Below are 23,682 nucleotides of genomic sequence, written 5' to 3'. Positions count from 1 at the left end.
GCCTCCGGGTCAGCATGTTGCGGAAGTGGCTGGCTCAGCACGCAGTATAGTGATGCGGGATCGCGGCTGCACGGATACAGGTCAAATGTCGCCCCACAACCACTGGCACAGTGCCAGTGCTGCCACGGGGGCGGTCTCGGTGCGCAGTACCCGTGGGCCCAGGGCGACGGGTACGAAGCCTCCCGCCTCTGCCTGGAGAATTTCCCCGGGTGACAGCCCGCCTTCCGGGCCAATCATCAGAGCCACGGTGGCAGGCCTGGTCATTGAAGCCAGGTTCTGTCCGGTTCGGTGGTGCAGCACCAGGCGCACGTCGCAACCCTGGGTGTGTTCCAGCCATTGGCTCAGGGTCATGACCGGCAGGATTTCCGGTACCCGGGCCCGCCCGCATTGTTCAGCGGCGCTAATGGCGACCTGCTGCCAATGGCGCAGGCGCTTATCTTCCCGGTCACCCTTGAGTTTTACGTCACAGCGCTCGGTACTGAGCGGCACAATCTGGCTAACACCCATCTCTACCGCTTTTTGCACCGCGTAATCCATCCGGTCGCCCTTGGACAGGGTCTGTCCGAGCACAACATTGAGCGGCGATTCGGTGGTGTTTTCCAACTGTTCGTGAACCTCAACCGTCACGTTTTTCTTGCTGGCGGCGACAATGCTGGCGCGGTAATCATAGCCATCGCCGTTGAACAGAAGCAGTTCCTGTTCCGGCTGCATGCGCAATACCCTGCCCACATGTTGGGCGGCGTTGTCGTCAAGCTCGCACTGGTGGCCGGCAGCCAGCGGCGAGCCGGTGTGGATTCTGGGTATGCGCATGCAACGTATCCTTACAGCGTTAATTAATCTCTGACGGCGATATCAATGCCTTCGCCGGCCACCTGGCCGAGGTGGCGAATCTGCTCCTCGGTGATCACGTACGGCGGCATAAAATACACCACATTGCCCAGCGGGCGAAGCAGGGCCTCGCGGGTCAGTGAATGTTGATAGACTCGCAGGCCCCGGCGCTCCTGCCAGGGGAAAGGTGTTTTATCTGCCTTGTTTTTTACCATTTCCACCGCCAGGGTCATGCCGTGCTGGCGGATGTCGCCCACGTTGGGGTGATCCGCCAGGTGCGCCACCGAATCCGCCATGCAGGCTGACAGCCGGCGGTTGTTTTCGATCACGTTATCATCCCGGAAGATATCCAGCGTGGCCAGGGCCACCGCGCAGCCGATGGGGTTGCCGGTGTAGCTGTGGCTGTGCAGGAAAGCACGTAGAGTCTCGTAATCGTCGTAAAACGCGTTGTAGACATCGTCCGTGGTCAACACTACGGACAGGGGCAGGTAGCCGGCGGTCAGGCCCTTGGACAGGCACATGAAATCCGGGGTAATGCCGGATTGCTCGCAGGCGAACAGGGTGCCGGTGCGGCCAAAGCCAACGGCGATTTCGTCGGCAATCAGGTGCACGCCGTAGCGGTCGCAGGCTTCCCGCAGTTTGGTGTGGTAGACCGGGTGGTGCATGCGCATGCCGCCCGCGCACTGGATCAGCGGTTCCACCACCACCGCACAGATTTCCTCATGCTTCTCGGCCAGCAGCTGCTCCATGGCTTCGAACTGGCGCAGGGCGTATTCCTCGTCGGTCTCACCGGCTTCCTTGTTGAAGGCATCGGGGGAGGGCGCAGTGAGCACTTCCATCAGCAGCGGCTGGTAGGTGTCCTTGTAAAGGGCGACATCGCCCAGGGCCAGGGCGCCCAGGGTTTCGCCATGGTAGCTGTTGGACAGGTTGACGAAGTTCTTCTTGCCCGGTTTTCCATGGTTCTTCCAGTAGTGGTAGCTCATCTTCAGAGCCGCCTCGATGGCCGACGAACCATTGTCCGCGTAGAAGCACTTGTTCAGGCCCTCGGGTGTCACCTCAATCAGCCGCTCGGACAGCTCCACCACCGGCTCATGGCTGAAACCCGCCAGGATCACGTGCTCGAGTTTGTTGACCTGTTCCATGATGGCGTTGTTGATGCGCGGGTTGGCGTGGCCGAACAGGTTCACCCACCAGGAGCTGACCGCATCGATGTAGCGGTTGCCCTCGAAATCTTCCAGCCATACGCCTTCGCCTCGCTTGACCGGGATCAGCGGCAGGGACTCGTGGTCTTTCATCTGGGTGCAGGGGTGCCACACGGATTTCAGGTCGCGGGCAACGAGGTCGGCATTGCGCATGGGAGTCTCCGTTCTGTTTATTGGATCGCTGTTAACCTGCGCGAATATTACAGTTAACAGCGGGCCGGGGAAACCCGGGCCCCTCCCCCACCTTGGTCGGACTTTTCTGCCGGGTTATTGGTGCTGCCACCCGTCTGCCGCTATGCTCCGGTTTACAATCACTGGGGCTCGTGGAGGGCACATGCTGGACTCGTTGCAGGTCAGCCTGCAAAGCTGGCTCTGGCCAGGGTTATCCGCCGTTTTGTCGGTGTTGGCAACGTACGCCGTTTATCGCCTTGCGCTGGGAGTCTTTCGCCATTTTTCCAGTTCACGAACGGTACTCCGTCTGTTCCTGGATGCGGCGGCCCGGGCACTGGGCGTGGTGTTCTGTCTGTTGGCGCTGGTCGGTGCGCTGGAGACAGCGCCGGATGATCTCCCGTTCATGCAGGCGGTTCGCCAGATCACGACGCTATTGCTGGTACTGGCGGTTACCTGGGCCTCGGTGCGTCTGACCTCGGCCATAGGTGAGGTGATTGTTGCCCTGAACCCGGTGCTGGAGGGGCAATGGAAGCGCGCCCGCAAGGTTGAAACCCAGACCCGCTTTCTGGTGCGGGCATTGAACATCCTGATCGTGATCATTGGCCTGGGCGCCGCCCTGATGACTTTCGAGTCGGTTCAGCACATGGGCGCCAGCCTGCTGGCTTCGGCCGGTGTCGGTGGCCTGATACTGGGCTTTGCGGCGCGGCCGGTATTGAGCAACCTGCTGGCCGGGATGCAGATCGCATTGACTCAGCCTTTCCGCATTGATGATGTGCTGCATGTGCAGGGGGAGTGGTGCTGGGTGGAAGAAGTGACGGCCACCTATGTGGTGGTCCGGGTGTGGGACCTTCGGCGGTTGGTCATACCCTTGCAGTGGTTTATCGAAAACCCGTTCCAGAACTGGTCAAGGAACAATTCTGACCTGCTGGGAACGGTGTTTCTCTGGGTTGACTACACCATGCCAGTGGAACCGCTTCGGGAGGAATTCAATCGGTTGCTGGCGAACTCGAATCTCTGGGACGGGAAGCTGGCGACGGTCCAGGTTACCGACTCCAGTGATCAGGCCATGCAGGTGCGCTTTCTGATGAGCGCTGCGGACTCCACCCGGAACTGGGATTTGAGATGTGCGGTGCGTGAGGGGCTGATCACCTTCATCCAGCACAACTACCCGGACCAGCTACCTCGCCTGAGGGCCCGGCTGGTGGACAGCCCGGACCCCTGAGCTGTCCACCGTGTTTCAATGTGCAAGCACCCGGGAGAGGAATGACTGGGTGCGTTCGTTCTGGGGGTTATCGAAGACATCGGCTGGTTTGCCTTCCTCGACAATCTGCCCTTCGTGAATGTAGATCACCCGGTCCGCCACTTCCCGGGCAAAGCCCATTTCGTGAGTGACCACGATCATGGTCATGCCTTCCTTGGCCAGTTCCCGCATCACGTCCAGCACTTCGCCGATCATTTCCGGGTCCAGCGCTGACGTGGGCTCGTCAAACAGCATCAGCCGGGGTTCCATGGCCAGTGCGCGGGCAATGGCCACGCGTTGTTGCTGGCCGCCCGACAGCTGGCTGGGATACTTGTCCGCCTGGTTGCCGATGCCCACCCGGTTGAGCAGGCGTTCAGCGGTGGCGTTGGCCACCACCTGGGCCGCGTTTTTGACCTTCATGGGGGCCAGCATGATGTTCTTGCGCACGGTCAGGTGCGGAAACAGGTTGAACTGCTGGAACACCATGCCCACTTCCTTGCGGATCTCGGCCAGGGCCTTCTGGTTTCCCCCTTTCGGGGCCAGGGGGTGATTGTCGACTTCCAGTGTGCCGGATTCGAATTCTTCCAGGCCGTTGACGCAACGGATCAGGGTGGATTTGCCGGAGCCGGACGCCCCGATAATAACGACCACTTCGCCTTGTTCGACGGTGAGGTCAATATCTTTAAGGACATGAAGCTTGCCGAAGTACTTGTTCATGCCCTTTATTTTTACAATCTGAGTCATGGATAACGTTCCTTCAGACAGACGCAAGGCCACGGCGTTCAAGCAGCCGCAAAATCAGGGACAACGATAGTGTGATCGCCAGGTACATGATGGCGACAACAAAATACACCTCGAACGCGGTGAACGTGTTGGCGATGTAAACCTGGCCCTGGCGGACCAGTTCGCCCACGCCAATGACCGAGAACAGCGAAGTGTCCTTGATGCTGACGATGCCCTGGTTGCCCAGTGGCGGAATCATGCGGCGGAAGGCCTGGGGCCAGATGATCGACCAGAAGGTCTGGCTGCGGGACAGCCCAAGAGAAAGGCCTGCCTCGGTCTGGCCTTTGTCGATTGACTGTACGCCGCCGCGAACCACTTCTGAAATATAAGCGCCGGAGTTCAGGGCAATGGCGGCAATGCCGGCGGTCAGTGGGTCAATCGGGCCGCCAATCAGATCCGGCAGGCCGTAAAAGATAAAGAGCACCTGCACCAGGATGGGCGTGCCCCGGAAAACTTCGATATAAGCGGTTGCCGGCCAGCGCAAGAACCACTTTTTGTTGATGCTCAGCAGGCCAAAAATGATGCCCAGAACAAAGCCGATGAGCAGGCCGCCAAAAGAGATCAGCAGTGTGTAGGGAATCCCCTTGGCCAGATAGGGGATCGAGTCGATGGCTGCTTGCCAGTCAAACTGAAACTGGAATTCCACAGGCAATGCCTCCGCAGGGAGTTGACGTCAAACTTCGCCGGGGCGGGCGCCCCGGCATTGAGAATTACCCGGGTTGGGCGGTGGCTGCCATTATTCCGGCATCGGGCCGAACCACTTCTCATAGATGGTCTTGTAGGTGCCGTCTTCCTTCATGGAAGCCAGCGCCTCATTGACCTCATCCACCCATTCGCTGCCGTCTACCAGGGCAATCCCATACTGTTGACCTTCATACAGCGGGCCAACCGTGGTGACCTGGCCTTCGCCCTTGGTGCGGGCAAAGTAGCCGACATTCGGAGCGTCATAGAAAACCGCGTCAATGGAACGGGACATCAGTGCCATGTACATGTCTGAACTGCCCGGGTACGGCGTTACACCGTGGTCTTCGTCCAGGTTTTCTATCAGATAGTCATAAGAAGTGGAGCCGATTTTGGTGCCCACCTTCATGCCTTCGAGATCTTCGAGTTCGTCAATATCACTGCCCTCACGCACCAGAATGCGCAGACCGGAGTCGTAGTAGGGGTCGGAGAAATCGACAATCTGTTCGCGCTCATCGGTAATGGTGATGCCGGCAATGGCGATGTCCACATTACCGGTTTGCAGGGCCGGGATGATGCCGTTGAAGTCCATGGTTTGCAGGTCGTAGTCAAAGCCTGCCCGCTCGGCCACTTCGGCGATGATCTCCATATCGAAACCGATCATCTCGCCGGTTTCCTGATCCATCATCTCGAAGGGAACGAAGCTGGGATCGGTGACAACCTTGAGGGTCTCAGCGCTGATGCTCGTAGCCGCGACTGACAGAGCCAGACCGGTGCCCAGTGTTTTAAGCCATGTTGTGCTCATGAGTGCTCCTTTGTTCTTCTCAGGGTTTCGTGATGCCGCGTTCACAGGCGGGAGTGCGAAACCGGTTGATGGGATAGCAACAAATACACTTTAGAACACAAATGGGGGATTTGCAGTAAATCAGGAGGTTATGGAGAGAAGAAGGGGGCTTTTTATCCCCCTCTCCCTAGCCCTCTCCCGCCAGGGGAGAGGGAATAAATGCAAGTCGCCGCATTCCCGCCAGGGGAGAGGGAATAAATGCAGGACGCCCCTCTCCCCTGGCGGGAGAGGGGTTGGGGGAGAGGGGGAAGAAGATAAATCTCAGAACGAGATTTTCTCCCGCTCGCTGATACCCAGGTTCTCCCAGATCGAAAGGCTCGGCTGGGCCTGGTTCAGGGTGTAGAAGTGCAGGCCCGGCGCGCCGGCGGCCAGCAGTTTCTCACACATGCGGGTAACCACTTCTTCACCAAACTGGCGGATGCTTTCGCTGTCGTCACCGTAGGCTTCCAGCTGCTTGCGGATCCAGCGGGGGATTTCCGCACCGCACATGTCGGAGAACCGCACCAGGTTGGAGAAGTTGACGATGGGCATGATGCCTGGCACCACCGGAATGGTCACGCCCATCTTCTCCAGCCGGTCGATGAAGTAGAAGTAGCTGTCGGCGTTGAAAAAGTACTGTGTGATGGCGCTGTTGGCGCCGGCCTGTACTTTGCGCGCGAAGTTCTTCAGGTCATCTTCGGCACTGCGGGCCTGAGGGTGGAATTCCGGATAGGCGGCCACTTCCAGGTTGAAGTGGTCACCGCTGTGTTCCCGGATGAATGCCACCAGCTCGTTGGCGTAACGCAGCTCACCGGAAGCGCCCATGCCCGAAGGCATGTCGCCCCGCAGGGCGACGATCCGGTTGATGCCGTTCTCCTTATACAGATCCAGCAGCTCGCCGATCTCCTGGCGGGTACCACCCACACAGGACAGGTGCGGCGCCGTGGAAATGCCCTGCTTGTGCAGGTTGAGCACGGTCTCGATGGTGCGGTCCCGGGTGGAACCGCCGGCACCAAAGGTGACCGAAAAGAAATCCGGGTTCACCTCGGCCAGTTCGTTGCGCACGTTCTGCAGTTTTTCCCGCCCTTTGTCCGTCTTGGGCGGGAAGAACTCGAAGCTGAAGCGGCGCTTGAATTGCTTCTGGGATTCCATGAGTGCTTCCGTTTAGTACCTGTAGGTTTCCGGCTTGTACGGGCCTTCGACCGGCACGCCGATGTATTTCGCCTGGTCCGGGGTCATCTTGGTGATCACGCCGCCAAAGCCTTCCACCATGGCGCGGGCCACTTCCTCGTCCAGTTGCTTGGGCAGTACCTGAACGTATACGCCCTTGTCCTTGGATTCTTCCGGCAGGTCACCGAACTTGCGCTCGAACAGGTACATCTGGGCCAGCACCTGGTTGGCAAAAGAGCCGTCCATGATCCGGGACGGGTGACCGGTGGCGTTACCCAGGTTCACCAGGCGGCCTTCGGACAGCAGGATCAGGTGGTCATTGGCAGCCTTGTCGCGATAGATCACGTGAACCTGAGGTTTGACCTCGTCCCACTCCCAGTTCTTGCGCATGAAGGCGGTGTCGATTTCATTGTCGAAGTGGCCGATGTTGCACACCACCGCGCCGCTCTTCAGCGCTTTGAGCATGTTGGCGTCACACACGTTGACGTTACCGGTGGTGGTCACTAGCAGATCGGTGGTACCCAGCAGCTCGGTGTTGATGCCCTGCTCGGTGCCGGTGTTGATGCCGTCAATGTACGGAGAGACCACTTCAAAGCCGTCCATGCAGGCCTGCATGGCGCAGATCGGATCGGCCTCGGTCACCTTCACGATCATGCCTTCCTGGCGCAGGGACAGAGCGGAGCCCTTGCCCACGTCGCCGTAACCAATCACCAGTGCTTTCTTGCCGGACAGCAGGTGGTCGGTGGCGCGCTTGATGGCGTCGTTCAGGCTGTGGCGACAGCCGTACTTGTTGTCGTTCTTGGACTTGGTGACCGAGTCGTTCACGTTGATCGCCGGCACTTTCAGGGTGCCGTCACGCAGCATTTCCTGCAGGCGGTGTACGCCGGTGGTGGTTTCTTCGGTGACACCGTGGCAGTTGGCGATAACCTGCGGATATTCGTTGTGCAGCAGCTCGGTCAGGTCGCCACCGTCGTCCAGGATCATGTTCGGTTCCCAGCCGTCCACGTCGGAACCCACGGTCTTGTGCAGGCACCACTCGTACTCTTCCTCGGTTTCGCCTTTCCAGGCAAACACCGGAATGCCCTGAGCCGCGATGGCGGCGGCGGCCTGGTCTTGGGTGGAGAAGATGTTGCACGAGGACCAGCGCACGCTGGCACCCAGTTCTACCAGTGTTTCAATCAACACGGCGGTCTGGATGGTCATGTGGATGCAGCCCATGATGTTGGCGCCTTTCAGCGGCTGCTCGGCTTTGTATTTTTCGCGCAGCTTCATCAGGGCCGGCATTTCGCCTTCGGCGATTTTGATTTCCTTGCGGCCCCAGTCGGCGAGTTCGATATCGCGGACTTTGTAGTCGGTGAAGTTGTTCGGAGTGCTCATGGTGTTCTCCTGTTAGCCTTTGTCCGGTCCCGGAACTGTGTCGGGTACCGCTTGATTTGATGGCGTCGGAGATGGGGAACGTCTTTCGCGGAACCGCTACAAGCACATCCCTGTGCGCTTCTCTCAGGCCATCCATGGCCTTCGAAATTCCGCGAAAGACGTTCCCCATCTCCTTTTTTAAACTGTTGGCGTTTGCCGTCTCCGGTACGCTGAAATACTTGATCCGGCTTTGGTTAAATTAGGCCGATTGTTATTTGTAACTCTGATCAGCCCTCACCATTGGTGACATAGCGGTGGTGAGGGACGTCTTCCCGGGACTATCTTTGGCCATGGATGGCCAAAGCTAAGCGCCCAGGGATGGCTTGAGCGTGTCCCGGGAAGACGTCCCTTGCCGCCGCGTCCCCCAAACCCGAGAGGGCCGGGCTACAGTCAAACCCCGGCAGCGTCCTTCAAGGCCGCCGCGCGGTCAGTTTTCTCCCACGGGAACGCGGTAAAGGTGTCGTTACCCACGGTCATCTCGAAAGGCTCACGGCCAAAGTGGCCGTAGGCCGCGGTCTGCCGGTACATCGGGTGCAGCAAATCGAGCATGTTGGTGATCGCGTACGGACGCAGGTCGAAGTTGTCACGAACCAGTTGGATGATTTTCTCGTCGCTGATCTTGCCGGTGCCGAAGGTGTTCAGGGAAATCGAGGTGGGCTGGGCCACGCCGATGGCGTAGGAGACCTGGATTTCGCACTTGTCGGCCAGACCGGCGGCGACGATGTTCTTGGCCACGTAGCGGCCAGCGTAGGCGGCGGAGCGGTCCACCTTGGACGGGTCCTTGCCGGAGAAGGCGCCGCCACCGTGGCGGGCCATGCCGCCGTAGGTGTCGACGATAATCTTGCGGCCGGTCAGGCCACAGTCGCCCACCGGGCCGCCGATCACGAACTTGCCGGTCGGGTTGATGTGGAACTGGGTGTCCTTGTGCAGCAGTTCGGCCGGCAGGGCGTGCTTGACGATCAGCTCCATCACCGCTTCTTTCAGGTCTTCCTGGGTCACGTCTTCGTCGTGCTGGGTGGACAGCACCACCGCGTCGATACCGGCAACCTTGCCGTTTTCATAGCGGCAGGTGACCTGGCTCTTGGCGTCCGGGCGCAGCCACGGCAGCAGGCCGCTCTTGCGGGCCTCGGCCTGGCGCTGAACCAAACGGTGCGAGAAGTTGATCGGGGCCGGCATCAGCACGTCGGTTTCGTTGCTGGCGAAGCCGAACATCAGGCCCTGGTCGCCCGCGCCCTGGTCTTCCGGCTTCTGGCGATCCACGCCCTGGGCAATGTCGACGGACTGTTTGCCGATGATATTGATCACGCCACAGGTGTCGCCGTCGTAGCCCACATCCGAGGAGGTGTAGCCGATGTCCTTGATCACACCGCGCACCAGGTCTTCCAGGTCAACCCAGGCATTGGTGGTGATCTCACCGCCGACGATGGCCACGCCGGTCTTGACCATGGTTTCGCAGGCCACGCGGGCGTGTTTGTCCTCGGCCAGGATCGCATCCAGCACGGCATCGGAGATCTGGTCGGCCAGTTTATCCGGGTGGCCTTCGGAGACCGACTCGGAGGTAAAAATGCTGTAGTCAGACATAAGCGTGCTCCTCGTTGAGCGTTTTCAAATTTTTTGTTTCATCAAACGGTTATTGTTTCCAGAATTCTCGAACCTGCACCTGGAAGCCATTGCGCAGGCCGATAAACAGTTGTTCTCCGGCGACCAGGCCGGCGTCCGCCGCCCAGGCGGTCAGTTCCTCGGGTTCAAAGCCGAGCCACAGATCGCCGCAGTTGTCCTTGGCCCAGTCCTGGTCATGGCTGCACAGGTCGCTGACCACAAAACAGCCGCCGGGATTCATCAGGGCCGCCGCATCCAGGAAGATGTCGGCGGGGCTGGGCACGTGGTGCAGCACCATGTTGGCCACGATCAGGTCAAAGGTCGTTCCCCGGGCCAGAATGGTCTCCGTGATTCCCTCCACCAACTCCACATTGGTCAGCCCGGCTTCCCGACAGCTGTCGGTGGCTTTGGCCAGCATGTCCTGACTGTTATCCACGGCCACCACCTGCTCGAACAGCTCTGCCAGTACTGGCAGGAACCCCCCTTCGCCCGGCCCGATTTCCAGCACGCTCTGCCAGTGTTCGCGGGCATGGCGCTTGCGGATCAGGTCAGCCGTGGGTTCCGCGTACAGGTCAAAAGCAGCAATCAGTTCCTGTTGCTCGCGGAACTGTTCGGCATGCCGGGCAAAAAATGCCCGGGATTGTTCCGCCCGCTGCTCCCGGATGGCTTCAATTTTTGCATCCAGCGGCAGCGGCAACGGGGCCTGGTCCACCGTTTCGAAAATCTGCCGGATTGTCTGGTCGGCCAGTTTGTGGCTGTCCAGATTCAGCGGCCGGCGATAAAAAATGGCATTGCCTTCCCGCTGTGGCTCCAGCAGTCCGGCCTTATGCATCACCTTTAGGTGGTGGCTCATGCCGGACTGACGCATATCAAACAACTGGCTCAGCTCCAGTACACCGAAAGTATCCCGGCGCAGTACCCGCAGGATCTCCAGGCGTAACGGATCGCCGCTCGCTTTGAAGATCGGTGCCAGGTCGTCCACGGAGGACAGGGCGGGTTCGCGGGTGCTTTTTGATGTCATGGCTCGCAGTTTAGGAGGGTTTTTGTGGTTATTCAATATCCATATCAAAGTTTTTTGATATAGATTTATAGCCCGTGGCATTTGCCCCGGCACACCCTAATCGGCGAAAATACGCGCTTCATTTTTGACCAGCTCTGCAGGGGCGTGATCAGGCGCCCCTAAAAAGTCATTTTTTTCCTGAAAACCACTGGAGAATAGTCAATGCCGTCCCGTAAAGATCTCGCCAACGCCATTCGCGCGCTGAGCATGGATGCGGTTCAAAAAGCCAAATCCGGCCACCCGGGTGCGCCCATGGGCATGGCGGATATCGCCGAGGTGCTGTGGAACGATTACCTGAGCCACAACCCGGCCAACCCGCACTGGGCCAACCGTGATCGCTTCGTGCTGTCCAACGGTCATGGTTCCATGCTGCAGTACTCGCTGCTGCACCTGAGCGGGTACGACGTCAGCATTGACGACATCAAGAACTTCCGTCAGTTGCACTCCAAAACTCCGGGTCACCCGGAATACGGCTACACGCCGGGCGTCGAGACCACCACCGGCCCGCTGGGGCAGGGCATTGCCAACGCTGTTGGCTTCGCCGTGGCGGAGAAAGCCCTGGCGGCGCAGTTCAACCGTCCGGGTCATGAGATTGTGGACCACTACACCTACGCGTTCCTGGGCGATGGCTGCCTGATGGAAGGCATCTCCCACGAGGTGGCCTCCCTGGCGGGTACCCTGGGCCTGGGCAAGCTGATCTTCTTCTATGACGACAACGGCATCTCCATCGACGGTGAAGTGGACGGCTGGTTCACCGACGACACGCCCAAGCGTTTCGAGTCCTACGGCTGGCAGGTGATCCCGGCGGTTGACGGCCACGATCCGGAAGCCGTGCGTGCAGCCATCGAGGCCGGTCGCGCCAACACCGAGCAGCCCACCATCATTTGCTGCAAGACCATCATCGGCTTCGGCTCGCCCAACAAGCAGGGCACCGAATCCTGCCACGGCGCAGCCCTGGGCGAAGACGAAGTGCAGCTGACCCGTGAGCAGCTGGGTTGGGAATACGGTCCGTTTGAAGTGCCTTCCGAGATCTACGCCGGCTGGGACGCGAAAGAAAAAGGCGCCGCGGCGCAAAGTGCCTGGGAAGCCAAGCTGGCTGCCTACGAGGAAGCCGAGCCGGAACTGGCCGCCGAGTTCAAGCGCCGCATGAGCGGTGAACTGCCGGCGGACTTCTCCGAGAAGGCTCAGGCGTACATTCAGGAGTGTCAGGAGAAAGGCGAGACCATTGCTTCGCGCAAGGCCTCCCAGAACACCCTGAACGCCTATGGCCCGCTGCTGCCGGAACTGATGGGCGGCTCCGCCGACCTGGCCGGTTCCAACCTGACCATCTGGTCCGGCTGTAAAGGCCTGAGCAAAGACGACGCCTCCGGCAACTACATCTACTACGGCGTGCGTGAATTCGGCATGGCCGCGATCATGAACGGCATCGCCCTGCACGGTGGCCTGGTGCCTTACGGCGCCACCTTCCTGATCTTCATGGAATATTGCCGCAACGCGGTACGCATGGCCGCGCTGATGAAACAGCGTTCCATCTTCGTGTTCACCCACGACTCCATCGGCCTGGGTGAAGACGGCCCGACACACCAGCCGGTTGAACAACTGGCCAGCCTGCGCACCACGCCGAACATGAGCACCTGGCGCCCGGCTGACACCGTGGAAACCGCCGTGGCCTGGAAATCTGCCCTGGAACGCACCGACGGCCCGACCGCCATGGTCTACTCCCGCCAGGGCCTGCCGCACCAGGAGCGTGATGCCGAGCAACTGGCCAACGTGGCCCGGGGTGGTTACATCCTGTCTGACAGCGAAGGCATGCCCGAGCTGATCCTGATCGCCACCGGTGGCGAAGTAGGCCTGGCCCAGGACGCCGCCGCCAAACTGCGTGAGCAGGGCAAGGCCGTGCGTGTGGTGTCCATGCCATCCACCGATGTATTCGACGCCCAGAGCGCCGAGTACAAGCAGCAGGTGCTGCCGCTGGAAGTCACCAACCGCATCGCCGTGGAAGCAGGCATTGCCGACTACTGGTACAAGTACGTGGGTCTCGATGGCCGCGTGGTGGGCATGACCACCTTCGGCGAATCCGCGCCGGCCGGCGAGCTGTTCAAGGAATTCGGCTTCACCGTCGACAACATCCTGGAAGTGGCCGACGAACTGCTGGACGCCTGATGAACCAAGCCAAGCCTTTTCGAGTTGCCATCAACGGCTATGGCCGCATCGGCCAGTGCGTGTTGCGGGCGCTTTATGAAAACGGCTATCGCGACTATCTGCAGGTGGTCGCGATCAACGAACTTTCGGACATCGACACCATCGCCCACCTGACCCGCTACGACTCCACCCATGGCCGGTTTCAGGGCGAGGTGTCGGTGGACGACAGCGACCTGGTGGTAAACGGCGACCATATCCGCGTATTGCGCCACGCCGACCCGGAAGACCTGCCTTGGGGCCTGCTGGACGTGGACCTGGTGCTGGAATGTTCCGGCTCCTTTTCCGACCGCAGCATGGCTGAGAAGCACCTGGACTCCGGCGCCAAACGCCTGCTGTTCTCACAGCCAGCGGAGTCGGACGTGGACCGCACCGTGGTCTTCGGTGTTAACGAAGCCGATCTGGACGCCTCGGACCGCATCGTGGCCGCCGCTTCCTGTACCACCAACTGCCTGGTGCCGGTAATTCACGAGCTGGACAAGGCTTTTGGCGTGGAGCAGGGCAGCACCACCACCATCCACGCTGCCATGAACGACCAGCCGGTCATCGACGCCTACCACCACCAGGACCTGCGCCGAACCCGCAGCGCCCTGCACAACATCGTGCCGGTGGACACCGGCCTGGCACGAGGCATCGAACGCCTGCTGCCGGCGATGAAAGGCAAATTCAGCTCCGTGGCCATGCGCGTGCCCACGCTGAATGTGTCTGCCATCGATATGGTGGTCAATGTGCGCGAAAGCACCGATGTGGCTGCGGTGAATGGTTTATTGCAACAGGCGGCGCACGGTTCGTTGAAAGGCATTCTTGGTTACACCGACGAACTGCTGGCCAGCTCCGACTTCAACCACGACGCCCATTCCGGCGTCGTCGACGGCGGCCAGACCCGCGTGACCGGCGGAACCATGGTGAAAGTACTATGCTGGTTCGACAACGAGTGGGGCTTCGCCAACCGGATGCTGGATGTGAGCCGGTGCTGGCTCAAGAAAACTGATTAATTTTTATTGGCCACGGAATCCACGGAAGAACACGGAAAGAAAAACGAAAAGAAAAGATGAAAAGATTTTTTAGCCACTAAATCCACGAAAGAACACGAAATAAAAACAAAGATTTTTTGTCAGTTAATTTTTTCGTGTTCTTTCGTGGATTTCGTGGCAACTCGTCTTGTTCTTTGTCTTTTTTCCGTGTTCTTCCGTGGATTCCGTGGCAAAAAAATATCTTTAAATGCGTAAAAATGGAACTGCGATTATGGCCATCAAAAAAATGACCGACCTGGACCTCGCTGGCAAGCGGGTTCTGATTCGTGAAGACCTGAACGTGCCGGTCAAAGACGGCAAAGTATCCAGCGACGCCCGTATCCGCGCCTCTCTGGACACCATCAAGGCCGCCCGGGACGCCGGCGCCAAAGTCATGCTGATGTCCCACCTGGGCCGTCCGGAAGAAGGTGTATATGACGAAGCGGCCTCTATGAAGCCGGTGGCTGAACACCTGTCTACCCTGTTGGGCCAGGAAGTGCGCCTGATCAAGGACTACCTGAACGGCGTGGAAGTGGCCGACGGTGAAGTGGTCCTTTTCGAAAACGTACGTTTCAACAAGGGCGAAAAGAAAGACAACGAAGAACTGGCCAAACAGTACGCCGCCCTGTGCGATGTGTACGTCATGGACGCCTTCGGCACCGCCCACCGCGCCCAGGCCTCCACGCACGGCGTGGCCAAATTCGCCCCCGAAGCCTGCGCCGGCCCACTGCTGGCCGCCGAGCTTGAAGCTTTGGGCAAGGCCCTGGACAACCCGGCCAAACCGGTGGTTGCCATCGTCGGTGGCTCCAAGGTTTCCACCAAACTGGACGTACTCAACGCCCTGGAAAAAGTCTGCGACCAGATCATCGTGGGTGGTGGCATCGCCAACACCTTCCTGGCCGCCGCCGGCCACCCGGTGGGCAAGTCCCTGTGCGAGCATGACCTGATCGACACCGCCAAAAACATCGCCAGCCGCGTGGAAATCCCGCTGCCGGTGGATGTGGTGGTCGCCCCGGAATTCGCCGAAAACGCCACCGCCACCACCAAGAACATCTCCGACGTCTCCGACAACGACATGATCCTGGACGTGGGCCCCGAAACCGCCGGCCAGTTTGCCGAGTTGCTGAAAAACGCCAAGACTATCCTTTGGAACGGCCCGGTGGGCGTGTTTGAATTCGACCAGTTCGGCAACGGCACCAAAGCCCTCGCCGAGGCCATCGCCGAAAGCGACGCCTTCTCCCTGGCTGGCGGCGGTGATACCGTGGCTGCCGTTGACAAATACGGCGTAGCTGACAAGATTTCCTATATCTCCACCGGTGGCGGCGCCTTCCTGGAATTCGTGGAAGGCAAAACCCTGCCAGCGGTAGCTGTACTGGAAGAACGCGGAAACTAAGCTGATGGTCGTCTTATAAAACGCGACCACAGGTTACAAGTTACAGAAAGCCAGAATCGCGAGGAGAGTGAGGTAGGTCTTTCCGGGACTGTCTGCAGCAAGGATGCTGCAGTCAAGCGTACAGGGAAGTATTCACAGCGTGTCCCGGAAAGACCTACCTCATTCTCCGTAGCAGACTCCGGAGCTATTAAACACTCTCCCAAGTCTGTGAGACCAGAATTCAAACATCACGAAGTTTAATGAAGGAGAAAACCCATGGCCCTGATATCGATGCGGCAACTACTCGACCACGCCGCCGAGCATGGTTACGGTGTACCCGCCTTTAACGTCAACAACCTTGAACAAATGCGCGCCATCATGGAAGCCGCCGACAAAACCGACTCCCCGGTGATTGTCCAGGCCTCCGCCGGTGCCCGCAAATACGCCGGCGCCCCCTTCCTGCGCCACCTGATCCTGTCTGCCATCGAAGAATGGCCGCACATCCCCGTGGTCATGCACCAGGACCACGGCACCAGCCCCGGTGTGTGCCAGCGCTCCATCCAGCTGGGCTTCAGCTCCGTCATGATGGACGGCTCCCTGGGTGAAGACGGCAAAACCCCGACCGACTACGAATACAACGTGGACGTCACCCGCCGCACCGTGGAAATGGCCCACTCCTGTGGCGTATCCGTGGAAGGCGAACTGGGCTGCCTGGGCTCCCTGGAAACCGGCCAGGCCGGCGAAGAAGACGGCGTGGGCGCAGAAGGTACCCTCGACCACAGCCAGATGCTGACCGACCCGGAAGAAGCCGCTGACTTCGTCAAGCAAACCCAGGTGGACGCCCTGGCCATCGCCATCGGCACCAGCCATGGCGCCTACAAGTTCACCCGTCCGCCGACCGGTGACATCCTGGCGATCGAGCAGATCAAGAAGATCCACGCGCGCATCCCGGACACTCACCTGGTCATGCACGGCTCCAGCTCCGTACCCCAGGACTGGCTTCAGATCATCAACGAACACGGTGGCGAGATTCCGGAAACCTACGGTGTGCCGGTGGAAGAAATCGTGGAAGGCATCAAGCACGGTGTACGCAAGGTCAACATCGACACCGACCTGCGCCTGGCCTCCACCGGTGCCATCCGCCGTTTCCTGGCGGAAAACCCGGCCGAGTTCGACCCGCGCAAATACCTGAAAGAATCCATGAAGGCCATGACCGAGCTGTGCATTGCCCGCTACGAAGCCTTTGGCACCGCCGGCAACGCCAGCAAAATCCAGCCGATCAACCTCGAGCGCATGTTCGAGCGTTACGCGGCCGGCGAGCTCGACCCGAAGGTCAAGTAAGCTCGTTGTTCCACAGTCCCGGACGCCTGTCCGGGACTGTCTTATCTCCCTTTCAAAACCCTCCCGAATCCGTTTCCCATTTCAGTCAGGAGGGGCATCATCACCGGCTCCCTTCCGCCTTGCCGGGTCAGTGCTTTCTCGCCAGCTGTTCCAGCACCATCAACGTATCCGCGTAACGGGCAAACCGGTCCAGATACGCCGGGGACAGGCTCTGCATTCTGGCAATGGCCCGACTGACCAGCCGATGGGCGTTCATTGGCCCGGCATCCTCGGGCGTCTGGTGTATGGCGTGACGAATGCGCGCCTCACGCATTTCAGAATCACGATCAGCCTGGGCCCTGGCCATCGCTTTCAGTGGTTGCAGGTGTTGAGCTGCCGACTTGCCGTTGCTCGGCTTGGGTGGGTTTTCCGTAGGACCGAAGATCAACTGCTCGAGGGTAGAGGAACGATTGGCGGCCGGAGCCGGTGCCCGAACCTGATCGAGCTGCTCAGTGAGTGCGCCAAGAAGCGAGGGCGTGTTGGTCTCTGCCGGTTGGTATTCCGGTTCTGACTGATCATATGTGGCGTGATAATCAGAAACGGCCTGTTCCAGTTTTTGCCAATGTACGCTTCCCTGAAGTCCTCGGGCGCGAAGGCGCTGCTCCAGTGATTCCAGGTATCGAAAGCGCACCGGGTCCGCATGGCCCGCGCCGTTTTCCTGCAGGTGCCTGAGCAGGGGCAGATCAGAAGTAGTGGTGATCGTGCCAGGCATCAGCCCTCGACTCCTGTACTTTTCTCAACGGGCCCATCCTCGGACGCTCTTGGCACTGTGCTGATCTCCACCCGCCGGTTCTTCGCGCGCGATTCGGGATCCTGATTCGGGACGGCTGGCTGGTGCGGGCCGAAAGCGGCGGCAAACACCCGGTCTTCCGGGAGCCCCTGGGCGATCAGCGTGCGGGTCACCGTCAGCGCCCGCTGGGCCGAGAGCCCCCAGTTATCCTCGTAACGATTGCCGCTGAGCAGCGGCAGGTCGTCGGTAAAGCCGCTGACCATCAGCAGTTCATCGTGCTCCGTGAGGTACGCCTGCAGTGGTTCCACCAGCGAAGCCAGTACTTCCTCGCCGTCCGCCTGCAGGGCGTCGGAGTTCAGTTCAAACAGCACGTTGCCACTGATGCCAATGCGCCCGTTGCGGAAAGTTACCAGGCCCTTGGTCAGCGGGTCTTCCAGTGCCTGCTCCAGGGCTACCCGGCGCTCCTGCTCCGCTTCCCGTTTGGCTTTCTCCTCGGCCAGGGACTGGCTCAGTTCCAGTTGCAGGCCGATCACCCATACCAGAAGCAGCACCAGAAGGCCGACAAGGGCGGCCATCAGGTCGGAGAAAATCGCCCACACCGGGGCGGATTGCTGCTCACCGCCTTCCAGGTGTTCCATCACACGGCCTCGGTTGCCGGTTTGCGAAGCGCGGCGGCTGCATCGATCACATCTTTCTGCGCGCTCACGCTCAGGTCAATCACCTCACGGGCCTGGGCCACATAGTAGGCCAGTTGTTCGTCGTGGCGGGTGCCGGCGTTATCCAGCGCCTTCTGGATGTCCGCCAGGCTAGCGATGACCTGCTCATTGGACTGGCTGAACTGTTCAATCGCCGTGCCGAAGGCATCGCTCAGGGCGCCCACTTCCTGGCTGCTGCCGGTCAGGTGTTCACCCAGTTGGCCCAATTGCTGGCTTTGCTCTTCAATCAGCGCACTGAACCGTTCGCCAATGCCGGTGAGGGTGTCGCCGGCGCCGTTCACCAGGGCATCCACCGCCTGGCGTTGGCTGTCGATCTGCTCCCGGTGGTTCGCCAGCAGGGCATCCAGTTCGCTGACCAGTTGCTTGCGTTCTTCCAGCAGCTCGTTATCCCGTTCGCTGTTGCGGGCCATTTGCCCTTCCAAGGCAGACAGTTTTTCGGCCGTGCTGGTGGTCAGTTGCTCAAAACCAGCCCCTTGGCGTTCCAGCCATTCGCCGGCGACCGACGCCCAGTTCCTGTGTTGGGCATCGGCATCGGCCCGCAGCTGATCCATGGCTTCGCGCACCACGGGCTGAATCTGTTCGGCGGTTTGTCGGCTGCTGGCCTCCGTGGCGGTTTTCAGGGAACGGGCCACCGAATCGGCCAGCGCCTGGTATTGGGCTTCCACGTTCTGGTGAAAGGTCTGCTGGTTCTGCGTCAGGGACTGCTCCAGCCGCTCGCCTAACTGCTCCATGCGGGCGGTCATGCGTTCCATGGCCGAGGCCATGTCCGGCAACGCCCGGGCCTGGCTCTCGATGGCCTGGAACGCCTGTTCACGCTGGTAGTCGCCAGACAGGTGGCGCAGCTTGTTGCGCAAGTCCCCGTCCAGGCGCCGGGACACCTGCAGGCGTTCCCGCCGGCTCAGGGTGGAGGCCAACCCCAGCATGGCGGAGGCGGCCACACCGGCGATGGAGGTGCCAAATGCCAGACTCAGGCCGGCAATGGGGGCGGCCAGTGCGCTGCGAACGGCGCTCAGTTCGGTGCTGTTATCCAGCGCCGAAGCCGCGCCGCTGAGGGTAACGATCATGCCGGCAAAGGTGCCCAGCAAGCCGAGCATCACCAATAGGCCCGTCAGGTAAGGGGTGAGTTGCGGGCCGGGCAGGGGTGCCGTATGGCCTTCGATGCGCCGCTGGACGGGCAACTGCATGGCACCTGGCAGGCCGTTGAGCCAGCCGCTGACTTCCCCGGTTTTCGAGGGCAGGGTGTCCAGGGCGCTTGCCAGTTGCCCGGTGCTGCGGCGAAAGTTCACCAGTTCGCCAAAGCCCAGGCAGTACACCAGCGCAATGAGCCCGGTGAAGGCCAGTGCCAGTGGCTCGGAGCCAATAAAGCCGGCGCCGATCCAGGCCACCACGGCCAGGCCGAGGGCAAAGGCAATAACAAAAAACAGTCTGCTCATGAATGTTCACTCACTTCGTTGTGACAGGCCTCCAGCAACCCCAGTACCGGCTCCAGCCGAACATCCAGTTCGGCGAGTAACAGGTTCCGCGCTTCCTCGCAGTAACGGTGGAGCCAGTTGTCGGACTCGGGTGTTGGCCTGTCGGCGTTTTGCAGTGTCTGGAAACGCTGCTCCAGTTCTTTGGGAATGGCGGCGAAGCACTGGCTGGTGTAACCGGCCATGGTCTGGTCAAACACCGCATCCAGCTCTGCCAGGTGCGCCAGGGTCGGGCCCTGCTCTTTCATGGCCTTGCGCACCTTGTCACGTAGCTGCCTGCTGGTGGCGGCGACTTTGCGCTGTGCACCCAGCCACGCGTTTTGCAAGGGCTCGAAGGCCGGTTCATCGTCAAATGTGACATCACCGGCCCAGTCTTCGATCCGCCGGACCAGAGCCCGGCGACTGGTCGCCAGCTCTTCGGTCAGCCGTTCAACAACCGCCGCCTGCGGGCTGCCCGGGTGCCGTGAACGCCCGGCGATGGCCGCATCCAGGCTCATGGTGTCGCCCAGGCCGAAGAGCCGGCCCAGCCGTTCTGCCAGGCAGGGCAGGCTGGTACTGTCTGATGACCGGGACAATTGTTGCAACAGCCGGCTTCCGGGCGAATGGTCAGTGTTCACGGCCATGTTGTTCCCAACAGGTGATGGAGCCTAAAGGCGGCTATTCTACTGGGTATGCAGTGCCATTGATAATGGACCAAAAGCAGATGACGGGTCGGGATTGCCGGGCGTGGCCACCTTGTAATTTGGCTGCCAGCGTCAAATATAGGTACTCAGAGACATGTTTAACGATTCATGAGGAGTGCCATGGACTTCAAGGACTATTACGCCACGCTCGGAGTGAGTGAGTCGGCCTCGCCGGAAGACATCAAGAAGGCCTACCGCAAGCTGGCACGCAAGTATCATCCGGATGTAAGCAAAGAGGAAAACGCCAGTGACAAGTTCAAGGAGGTGAGTGAGGCCTACGAGGTGTTGAAAGACCCGGAAAAACGGGCCGAATACGACCAGCTGCGAAAATACGGTTCCGCTGGCGATGGCTCCTTTGAGCCGCCACCCGGCTGGCAGAGTGGGTCAGGCTTCGGCGGTGGTGGTTACACCGAAGCCGATGCGCGCCAGTTCAGCGAATTTTTTGAACAAATGTTTGGGGGAGGCCACCGCACGGGATTCTCCGGCGGCGGTTTTGGTGGTTTCCGCCAGACTATGCGAATGCGCGGTGAAGACGTGCACGCCAGGCTTGCGCTGTTCCTGGAAGAGGCAATCAACGGCTGCGAGAAACAGGTGTCTTTCACCGTACATGACACCGATAGTCACGGCCGGGTCATTCCGCGCCAGAAAACCCTGAAAGTGAAAATCCCGGCCGGCATGCGTGAGGGGCAACATATACGCCTCAAGGGCCAGGGTGCGCCCGGTGCTGGCGGTGGAGAATCCGGCGACCTGTTCATTGAGGTGGAGCTGGCCCCCCACCCGCACTTTACTGTGGAAGGCCGGGATGTGCTCGTGACCTTGCCCGTCGCACCATGGGAAGCGGCGTTGGGTGCCACCGTCACCGCGCCCACCGTAACCGGTAAGGTGAAAGTGAAAGTGCCAAAAGGATCTACCAGCGGTCGCAAGCTGCGGCTCAAAGGCAAGGGGTTCCCCGGCAAGCACCCGGGTGACCAGATCATCGTGCTGCAGGTGGCCATGCCCGAACAGCACAGCGAAGAAGCTGAAAAACTGTACGCACGGTTAGCCGAGCTGGAAAAGAACTTTAATCCACGCAGCAAGCTGCACGTGTGAGGGGGAGGCCATGAATCACCAGGACCAGATACTGACCGTTGAAGTTGTCGACGACAATGGCACAACCTTCACCCTGCGCGAAGTGTGCGAGCGGGGTGATTGTCACGCGGAATTCATCATCAAACTGGTAAATTACGGCATCATCGCTCCGCTTGAAGAGACAGAGGAAGCTCTCCAGTGGCAGTTTGATGTGCCGGCGCTGAATCGCCTGCAAAAAGCCCTGCGACTGCAACGGGATCTGAAACTGAACCTGCCGGGCCTGGCGTTGTCACTGGATTTGCTGGACGAGCTGCACACTATGCGCCGGGACATGGCACGCATGGAGCAGCGCCTGAGACAGCTAACCGGTGAGTGAGCACAGCGCCAACAGACCCCGGTGATGATGCCCCGGGGTCACGACTGTGCCTGCTCCAGCTTTTTGATCTCTGCATACAGTTTTTCCGCCTCTTCCATCAGCGTGCCATGAGTCCGCAAATCGCCGTTGCGCTGTGCGTGTAATGCTTCTGCAAGCTTGCTTTCATAAGCTTTGCGCAGTTTCTTCTCTGGATTGCCTTTCAGAAAACCAAGCATGGTTGTTGCCCGTGTTGCTACATTGTAAATGGCTATACGCAAGCGCTCAGCCAGAGTTCACCCACTAATCACGGTATATTTATGAATCACCTGGCCCACCTGTTCCTCGCCCCGGACTCGCCAGAGGCACGCATTGGCAGTGTGCTGGGCGATTTCGTGCGCGGTGTGGACCTGTCCACCTATCCCGGCGAAGTGGTGCGGGGAGTGCATCACCATCGCGCCGTGGATAGCTTCACCGACAGCCATCCGGCGGTCCTGGACTCCAAGGGCTTGTTTTCAAAGCGGCGCAGGCGTTTTGCCGGGGTGGCCCTGGATATCCTGTACGACCATTTCCTGCTACGCCACTGGTCCCGGTTTTCCGAAAAAAACCGTGATACGTTCATCCAACAGGTGTACGGCGAATTTGCAGACTACGAACATCTGATGTCCGCAACCATGGTTCAGACCACCCGGCGGATGGTCGCCCATGACTGGTTTGGCGCCTATCAAAGCCTGGACAACATCGGCCATGCCCTGGACCGGGTGGCCAGCCGTATACGTTTCGCCAACCGCTTTGACGGTATAATCGAGGAAATTTACCAGCACGAGGAAGAACTGGAAGCCCGCTTCCTGAACTTTTTCCCCGAGCTACACACCTTTGCAGGAGAACACCATGGGTGAAGCCAAACGCCGCCAACACACTGGTGCGCCATCACCAAAACGCAATGGACGTCGCACCTCGGTCCTGATAGGCGTGGTGGCACTGGCCGCACTGATCATGACCGGTCTGTACATCCTGACCAAACCACCAACCCCCCAGGACGAAACCCTGCCCGTCGCCGGCCCGGACACCCCGCCGTTCCCCGAGGACATGGACCGTTACGGCGTTTCCATCGGCCCGGACGATGCCCCGGTGGTGGTTCGCGAGTTCGCCGACTACCAGTGCCCCGGCTGCGCCAACTTCGCCGAAGCCAGCCAGCGCCTGAAGCGCGAATACGTCGAGAGCGGCCAGGTACGCTTTGTCTACTTCGACCTGCCCCTGCGCCAGCATGTCAACGCCATGCCCGCAGCCATGGCCGCCCGCTGCGCCGGCGACCAGGACCAGTACTGGGACATGCACGACCGGTTGTATGAAAACCAGAGCGAATGGAGCGATTCAGCCAACCCGCTGGACATCTTCACCCGCTACGCCAACGACTTCGGCCTGGAAGAACGCCGCTTCCGCCGCTGCATGACCACCGAACTGCACCGTGAAACCATCGAGCAAAGCGCGGAAGTGGCCGAGCAGATGCGGGTGATGAGCACGCCTACTGTGATGGTCGATAACATCCGATTGACCCGGCCGGGGTGGGGGCAGTTGTCGGCCGTTGTGGAAAGAGAGTTGGAGCAGGAACAGTAAATTTCAGGTAACTCTGTACAAGCTTCAGTGCGGGGTGGCTTTCCGAAAGTCTTCTCCGCCATCCAGGCTCCGCAAATTTTTAACAGGCCTACCCGACTGACAGCGCTCAG

23 protein-coding genes are annotated in these 23,682 nt (G+C 60.1%); 9 read left to right on the top strand and 14 right to left on the bottom strand.

The features are described 5' to 3' along the window. Positions 1 to 81: 81 nt before the first annotated feature. A complete protein-coding gene (locus tag BMZ63_RS10010; RefSeq protein ID WP_091705109.1) occupies positions 82 to 810 on the bottom strand; it encodes a 16S rRNA (uracil(1498)-N(3))-methyltransferase in 729 nt (242 codons plus the stop codon). A gap of 23 nt (positions 811 to 833) precedes the next feature. Further along, positions 834 to 2,183 (bottom strand): adenosylmethionine--8-amino-7-oxononanoate transaminase, encoded by a 1,350-nt coding sequence (locus BMZ63_RS10005; RefSeq protein ID WP_091705105.1) that lies wholly within the window; start codon positions 2,181 to 2,183, stop codon positions 834 to 836. A 181-nt stretch (positions 2,184 to 2,364) separates the two neighbouring features. On the opposite strand from BMZ63_RS10005, the gene BMZ63_RS10000 reads away from it, so the two are divergent. Then, positions 2,365 to 3,423, top strand: coding sequence for a mechanosensitive ion channel family protein (locus tag BMZ63_RS10000; RefSeq protein WP_091705103.1), 1,059 nt, complete (start codon positions 2,365 to 2,367; stop codon positions 3,421 to 3,423). Positions 3,424 to 3,438: 15 nt separating this feature from the next. On the opposite strand, the gene BMZ63_RS09995 is transcribed toward BMZ63_RS10000, so the two are convergent. From BMZ63_RS09995 to BMZ63_RS09960, 7 genes are all read right to left on the bottom strand, one after another. Further along, positions 3,439 to 4,185: an amino acid ABC transporter ATP-binding protein gene (locus BMZ63_RS09995; RefSeq protein WP_091705101.1), complete on the bottom strand. Its 747-nt coding sequence runs from the start codon at positions 4,183 to 4,185 to the stop codon at positions 3,439 to 3,441. Between the two features lie 13 nt (positions 4,186 to 4,198). Then, positions 4,199 to 4,870, bottom strand: coding sequence for an amino acid ABC transporter permease (locus BMZ63_RS09990; RefSeq protein ID WP_091705099.1), 672 nt, complete (start codon positions 4,868 to 4,870; stop codon positions 4,199 to 4,201). Positions 4,871 to 4,960: 90 nt separating this feature from the next. Next, positions 4,961 to 5,710 carry a transporter substrate-binding domain-containing protein gene (locus BMZ63_RS09985; RefSeq protein ID WP_091705097.1) on the bottom strand — a complete coding sequence of 250 codons (750 nt, stop codon included), beginning with the start codon at positions 5,708 to 5,710 and terminating at the stop codon, positions 4,961 to 4,963. Positions 5,711 to 6,010: 300 nt separating this feature from the next. Further along, positions 6,011 to 6,880 (bottom strand): methylenetetrahydrofolate reductase [NAD(P)H], encoded by an 870-nt coding sequence (metF, locus tag BMZ63_RS09980; RefSeq protein WP_091705095.1) that lies wholly within the window; start codon positions 6,878 to 6,880, stop codon positions 6,011 to 6,013. Between the two features lie 12 nt (positions 6,881 to 6,892). Further along, positions 6,893 to 8,275 carry an adenosylhomocysteinase gene (ahcY, locus tag BMZ63_RS09975; RefSeq protein ID WP_091705093.1) on the bottom strand — a complete coding sequence of 461 codons (1,383 nt, stop codon included), beginning with the start codon at positions 8,273 to 8,275 and terminating at the stop codon, positions 6,893 to 6,895. A 429-nt stretch (positions 8,276 to 8,704) separates the two neighbouring features. Beyond that, positions 8,705 to 9,895 carry a methionine adenosyltransferase gene (metK, locus tag BMZ63_RS09965; RefSeq protein WP_091705089.1) on the bottom strand — a complete coding sequence of 397 codons (1,191 nt, stop codon included), beginning with the start codon at positions 9,893 to 9,895 and terminating at the stop codon, positions 8,705 to 8,707. A gap of 49 nt (positions 9,896 to 9,944) precedes the next feature. Next, positions 9,945 to 10,934, bottom strand: a complete 990-nt coding sequence (locus BMZ63_RS09960; protein ID WP_091705087.1) for an ArsR/SmtB family transcription factor — start codon at positions 10,932 to 10,934, stop codon at positions 9,945 to 9,947. A 201-nt stretch (positions 10,935 to 11,135) separates the two neighbouring features. Here BMZ63_RS09960 and tkt point away from each other — a divergent pair, with 201 nt between their 5' ends. The 4 genes from tkt to fba all read left to right on the top strand — a co-directional run bounded on the left by tkt (position 11,136) and on the right by fba (position 16,898). Continuing rightward, positions 11,136 to 13,136: a transketolase gene (gene tkt, locus BMZ63_RS09955; RefSeq protein WP_091705084.1), complete on the top strand. Its 2,001-nt coding sequence runs from the start codon at positions 11,136 to 11,138 to the stop codon at positions 13,134 to 13,136. Continuing rightward, on the top strand, positions 13,136 to 14,167 hold the full coding sequence (gene gap, locus BMZ63_RS09950; RefSeq protein WP_091705082.1) for a type I glyceraldehyde-3-phosphate dehydrogenase: 1,032 nt from the start codon (positions 13,136 to 13,138) through the stop codon (positions 14,165 to 14,167). The genes tkt and gap overlap by 1 nt, the downstream gene beginning before the upstream one ends. Positions 14,168 to 14,417: 250 nt before the next feature. Continuing rightward, positions 14,418 to 15,578 (top strand): phosphoglycerate kinase, encoded by a 1,161-nt coding sequence (locus BMZ63_RS09945; RefSeq protein ID WP_091705079.1) that lies wholly within the window; start codon positions 14,418 to 14,420, stop codon positions 15,576 to 15,578. A 255-nt stretch (positions 15,579 to 15,833) separates the two neighbouring features. Beyond that, positions 15,834 to 16,898: a class II fructose-bisphosphate aldolase gene (gene fba, locus BMZ63_RS09940; protein WP_091705076.1), complete on the top strand. Its 1,065-nt coding sequence runs from the start codon at positions 15,834 to 15,836 to the stop codon at positions 16,896 to 16,898. 127 nt (positions 16,899 to 17,025) lie between these two features. On the opposite strand, the gene BMZ63_RS09935 is transcribed toward fba, so the two are convergent. From BMZ63_RS09935 to BMZ63_RS09920, 4 genes are read right to left on the bottom strand one after another with little or no spacing between them, the layout of a single operon-like run. Beyond that, positions 17,026 to 17,649, bottom strand: a complete 624-nt coding sequence (locus tag BMZ63_RS09935; RefSeq protein ID WP_091705074.1) for a DUF2894 domain-containing protein — start codon at positions 17,647 to 17,649, stop codon at positions 17,026 to 17,028. After that, a complete protein-coding gene (locus BMZ63_RS09930) occupies positions 17,649 to 18,305 on the bottom strand; it encodes an OmpA family protein (RefSeq protein WP_091705071.1) in 657 nt (218 codons plus the stop codon). Before BMZ63_RS09930 ends, BMZ63_RS09935 begins: the two co-directional genes overlap by 1 nt. Beyond that, positions 18,305 to 19,768 carry a hypothetical protein gene (locus BMZ63_RS09925; RefSeq protein WP_425319894.1) on the bottom strand — a complete coding sequence of 488 codons (1,464 nt, stop codon included), beginning with the start codon at positions 19,766 to 19,768 and terminating at the stop codon, positions 18,305 to 18,307. The genes BMZ63_RS09930 and BMZ63_RS09925 overlap by 1 nt, the downstream gene beginning before the upstream one ends. A gap of 44 nt (positions 19,769 to 19,812) precedes the next feature. After that, a complete protein-coding gene (locus BMZ63_RS09920; RefSeq protein WP_091705066.1) occupies positions 19,813 to 20,475 on the bottom strand; it encodes a DUF3348 family protein in 663 nt (220 codons plus the stop codon). A 180-nt stretch (positions 20,476 to 20,655) separates the two neighbouring features. On the opposite strand from BMZ63_RS09920, the gene BMZ63_RS09915 reads away from it, so the two are divergent. Next, complete coding sequence (locus BMZ63_RS09915) at positions 20,656 to 21,624, top strand: DnaJ C-terminal domain-containing protein (RefSeq protein WP_091705063.1); 969 nt, start codon at positions 20,656 to 20,658, stop codon at positions 21,622 to 21,624. Between the two features lie 10 nt (positions 21,625 to 21,634). Continuing rightward, complete coding sequence (locus BMZ63_RS09910; protein ID WP_091705060.1) at positions 21,635 to 21,979, top strand: chaperone modulator CbpM; 345 nt, start codon at positions 21,635 to 21,637, stop codon at positions 21,977 to 21,979. Between the two features lie 38 nt (positions 21,980 to 22,017). Here the strand turns inward: BMZ63_RS09910 and BMZ63_RS14895 are convergent, their stop codons facing one another. Next, on the bottom strand, positions 22,018 to 22,194 hold the full coding sequence (locus tag BMZ63_RS14895) for a DUF6435 family protein (protein ID WP_143072209.1): 177 nt from the start codon (positions 22,192 to 22,194) through the stop codon (positions 22,018 to 22,020). A gap of 81 nt (positions 22,195 to 22,275) precedes the next feature. Here BMZ63_RS14895 and BMZ63_RS09905 point away from each other — a divergent pair, with 81 nt between their 5' ends. After that, complete coding sequence (locus tag BMZ63_RS09905; protein ID WP_091705058.1) at positions 22,276 to 22,854, top strand: acyl carrier protein phosphodiesterase; 579 nt, start codon at positions 22,276 to 22,278, stop codon at positions 22,852 to 22,854. After that, positions 22,847 to 23,572, top strand: a complete 726-nt coding sequence (locus BMZ63_RS09900) for a DsbA family protein (protein WP_091705055.1) — start codon at positions 22,847 to 22,849, stop codon at positions 23,570 to 23,572. Before BMZ63_RS09905 ends, BMZ63_RS09900 begins: the two co-directional genes overlap by 8 nt. The last annotated feature ends 110 nt before the right edge of the window (positions 23,573 to 23,682 follow it).

It is taken from the genome of Marinobacter persicus, from assembly GCF_900114155.1.
Classification (GTDB): Bacteria; Pseudomonadota; Gammaproteobacteria; order Pseudomonadales; family Oleiphilaceae; genus Marinobacter; species Marinobacter persicus.
The sequence above is the reverse complement of the archived record's forward strand: the minus strand, read 5'-3'. Positions and strand labels throughout refer to the sequence as shown.

What these genes read in the sequence shown, in the direction of transcription:
- BMZ63_RS10000 (WP_091705103.1), top strand. Translation starts at nt 2,365, where the DNA reads ATGCTGGACTCGTTGCAGGTCAGCCTGCAAAGCTGGCTCTGGCCAGGG.
- BMZ63_RS14895 (WP_143072209.1), bottom strand. Translation starts at nt 22,194, where the DNA reads ATGCTTGGTTTTCTGAAAGGCAATCCAGAGAAGAAACTGCGCAAAGCT.
- BMZ63_RS09935 (WP_091705074.1), bottom strand. Translation starts at nt 17,649, where the DNA reads ATGCCTGGCACGATCACCACTACTTCTGATCTGCCCCTGCTCAGGCAC.
- BMZ63_RS09995 (WP_091705101.1), bottom strand. Translation starts at nt 4,185, where the DNA reads ATGACTCAGATTGTAAAAATAAAGGGCATGAACAAGTACTTCGGCAAG.
- metK (WP_091705089.1), bottom strand. Translation starts at nt 9,895, where the DNA reads ATGTCTGACTACAGCATTTTTACCTCCGAGTCGGTCTCCGAAGGCCAC.
- BMZ63_RS09930 (WP_091705071.1), bottom strand. Translation starts at nt 18,305, where the DNA reads ATGGAACACCTGGAAGGCGGTGAGCAGCAATCCGCCCCGGTGTGGGCG.
- BMZ63_RS09985 (WP_091705097.1), bottom strand. Translation starts at nt 5,710, where the DNA reads ATGAGCACAACATGGCTTAAAACACTGGGCACCGGTCTGGCTCTGTCA.
- BMZ63_RS09915 (WP_091705063.1), top strand. Translation starts at nt 20,656, where the DNA reads ATGGACTTCAAGGACTATTACGCCACGCTCGGAGTGAGTGAGTCGGCC.
- metF (WP_091705095.1), bottom strand. Translation starts at nt 6,880, where the DNA reads ATGGAATCCCAGAAGCAATTCAAGCGCCGCTTCAGCTTCGAGTTCTTC.
- BMZ63_RS09945 (WP_091705079.1), top strand. Translation starts at nt 14,418, where the DNA reads ATGGCCATCAAAAAAATGACCGACCTGGACCTCGCTGGCAAGCGGGTT.
- ahcY (WP_091705093.1), bottom strand. Translation starts at nt 8,275, where the DNA reads ATGAGCACTCCGAACAACTTCACCGACTACAAAGTCCGCGATATCGAA.
- BMZ63_RS09920 (WP_091705066.1), bottom strand. Translation starts at nt 20,475, where the DNA reads ATGGCCGTGAACACTGACCATTCGCCCGGAAGCCGGCTGTTGCAACAA.
- BMZ63_RS10010 (WP_091705109.1), bottom strand. Translation starts at nt 810, where the DNA reads ATGCGCATACCCAGAATCCACACCGGCTCGCCGCTGGCTGCCGGCCAC.
- BMZ63_RS09960 (WP_091705087.1), bottom strand. Translation starts at nt 10,934, where the DNA reads ATGACATCAAAAAGCACCCGCGAACCCGCCCTGTCCTCCGTGGACGAC.
- BMZ63_RS09900 (WP_091705055.1), top strand. Translation starts at nt 22,847, where the DNA reads ATGGGTGAAGCCAAACGCCGCCAACACACTGGTGCGCCATCACCAAAA.
- BMZ63_RS10005 (WP_091705105.1), bottom strand. Translation starts at nt 2,183, where the DNA reads ATGCGCAATGCCGACCTCGTTGCCCGCGACCTGAAATCCGTGTGGCAC.
- BMZ63_RS09905 (WP_091705058.1), top strand. Translation starts at nt 22,276, where the DNA reads ATGAATCACCTGGCCCACCTGTTCCTCGCCCCGGACTCGCCAGAGGCA.
- BMZ63_RS09910 (WP_091705060.1), top strand. Translation starts at nt 21,635, where the DNA reads ATGAATCACCAGGACCAGATACTGACCGTTGAAGTTGTCGACGACAAT.
- gap (WP_091705082.1), top strand. Translation starts at nt 13,136, where the DNA reads ATGAACCAAGCCAAGCCTTTTCGAGTTGCCATCAACGGCTATGGCCGC.
- tkt (WP_091705084.1), top strand. Translation starts at nt 11,136, where the DNA reads ATGCCGTCCCGTAAAGATCTCGCCAACGCCATTCGCGCGCTGAGCATG.
- fba (WP_091705076.1), top strand. Translation starts at nt 15,834, where the DNA reads ATGGCCCTGATATCGATGCGGCAACTACTCGACCACGCCGCCGAGCAT.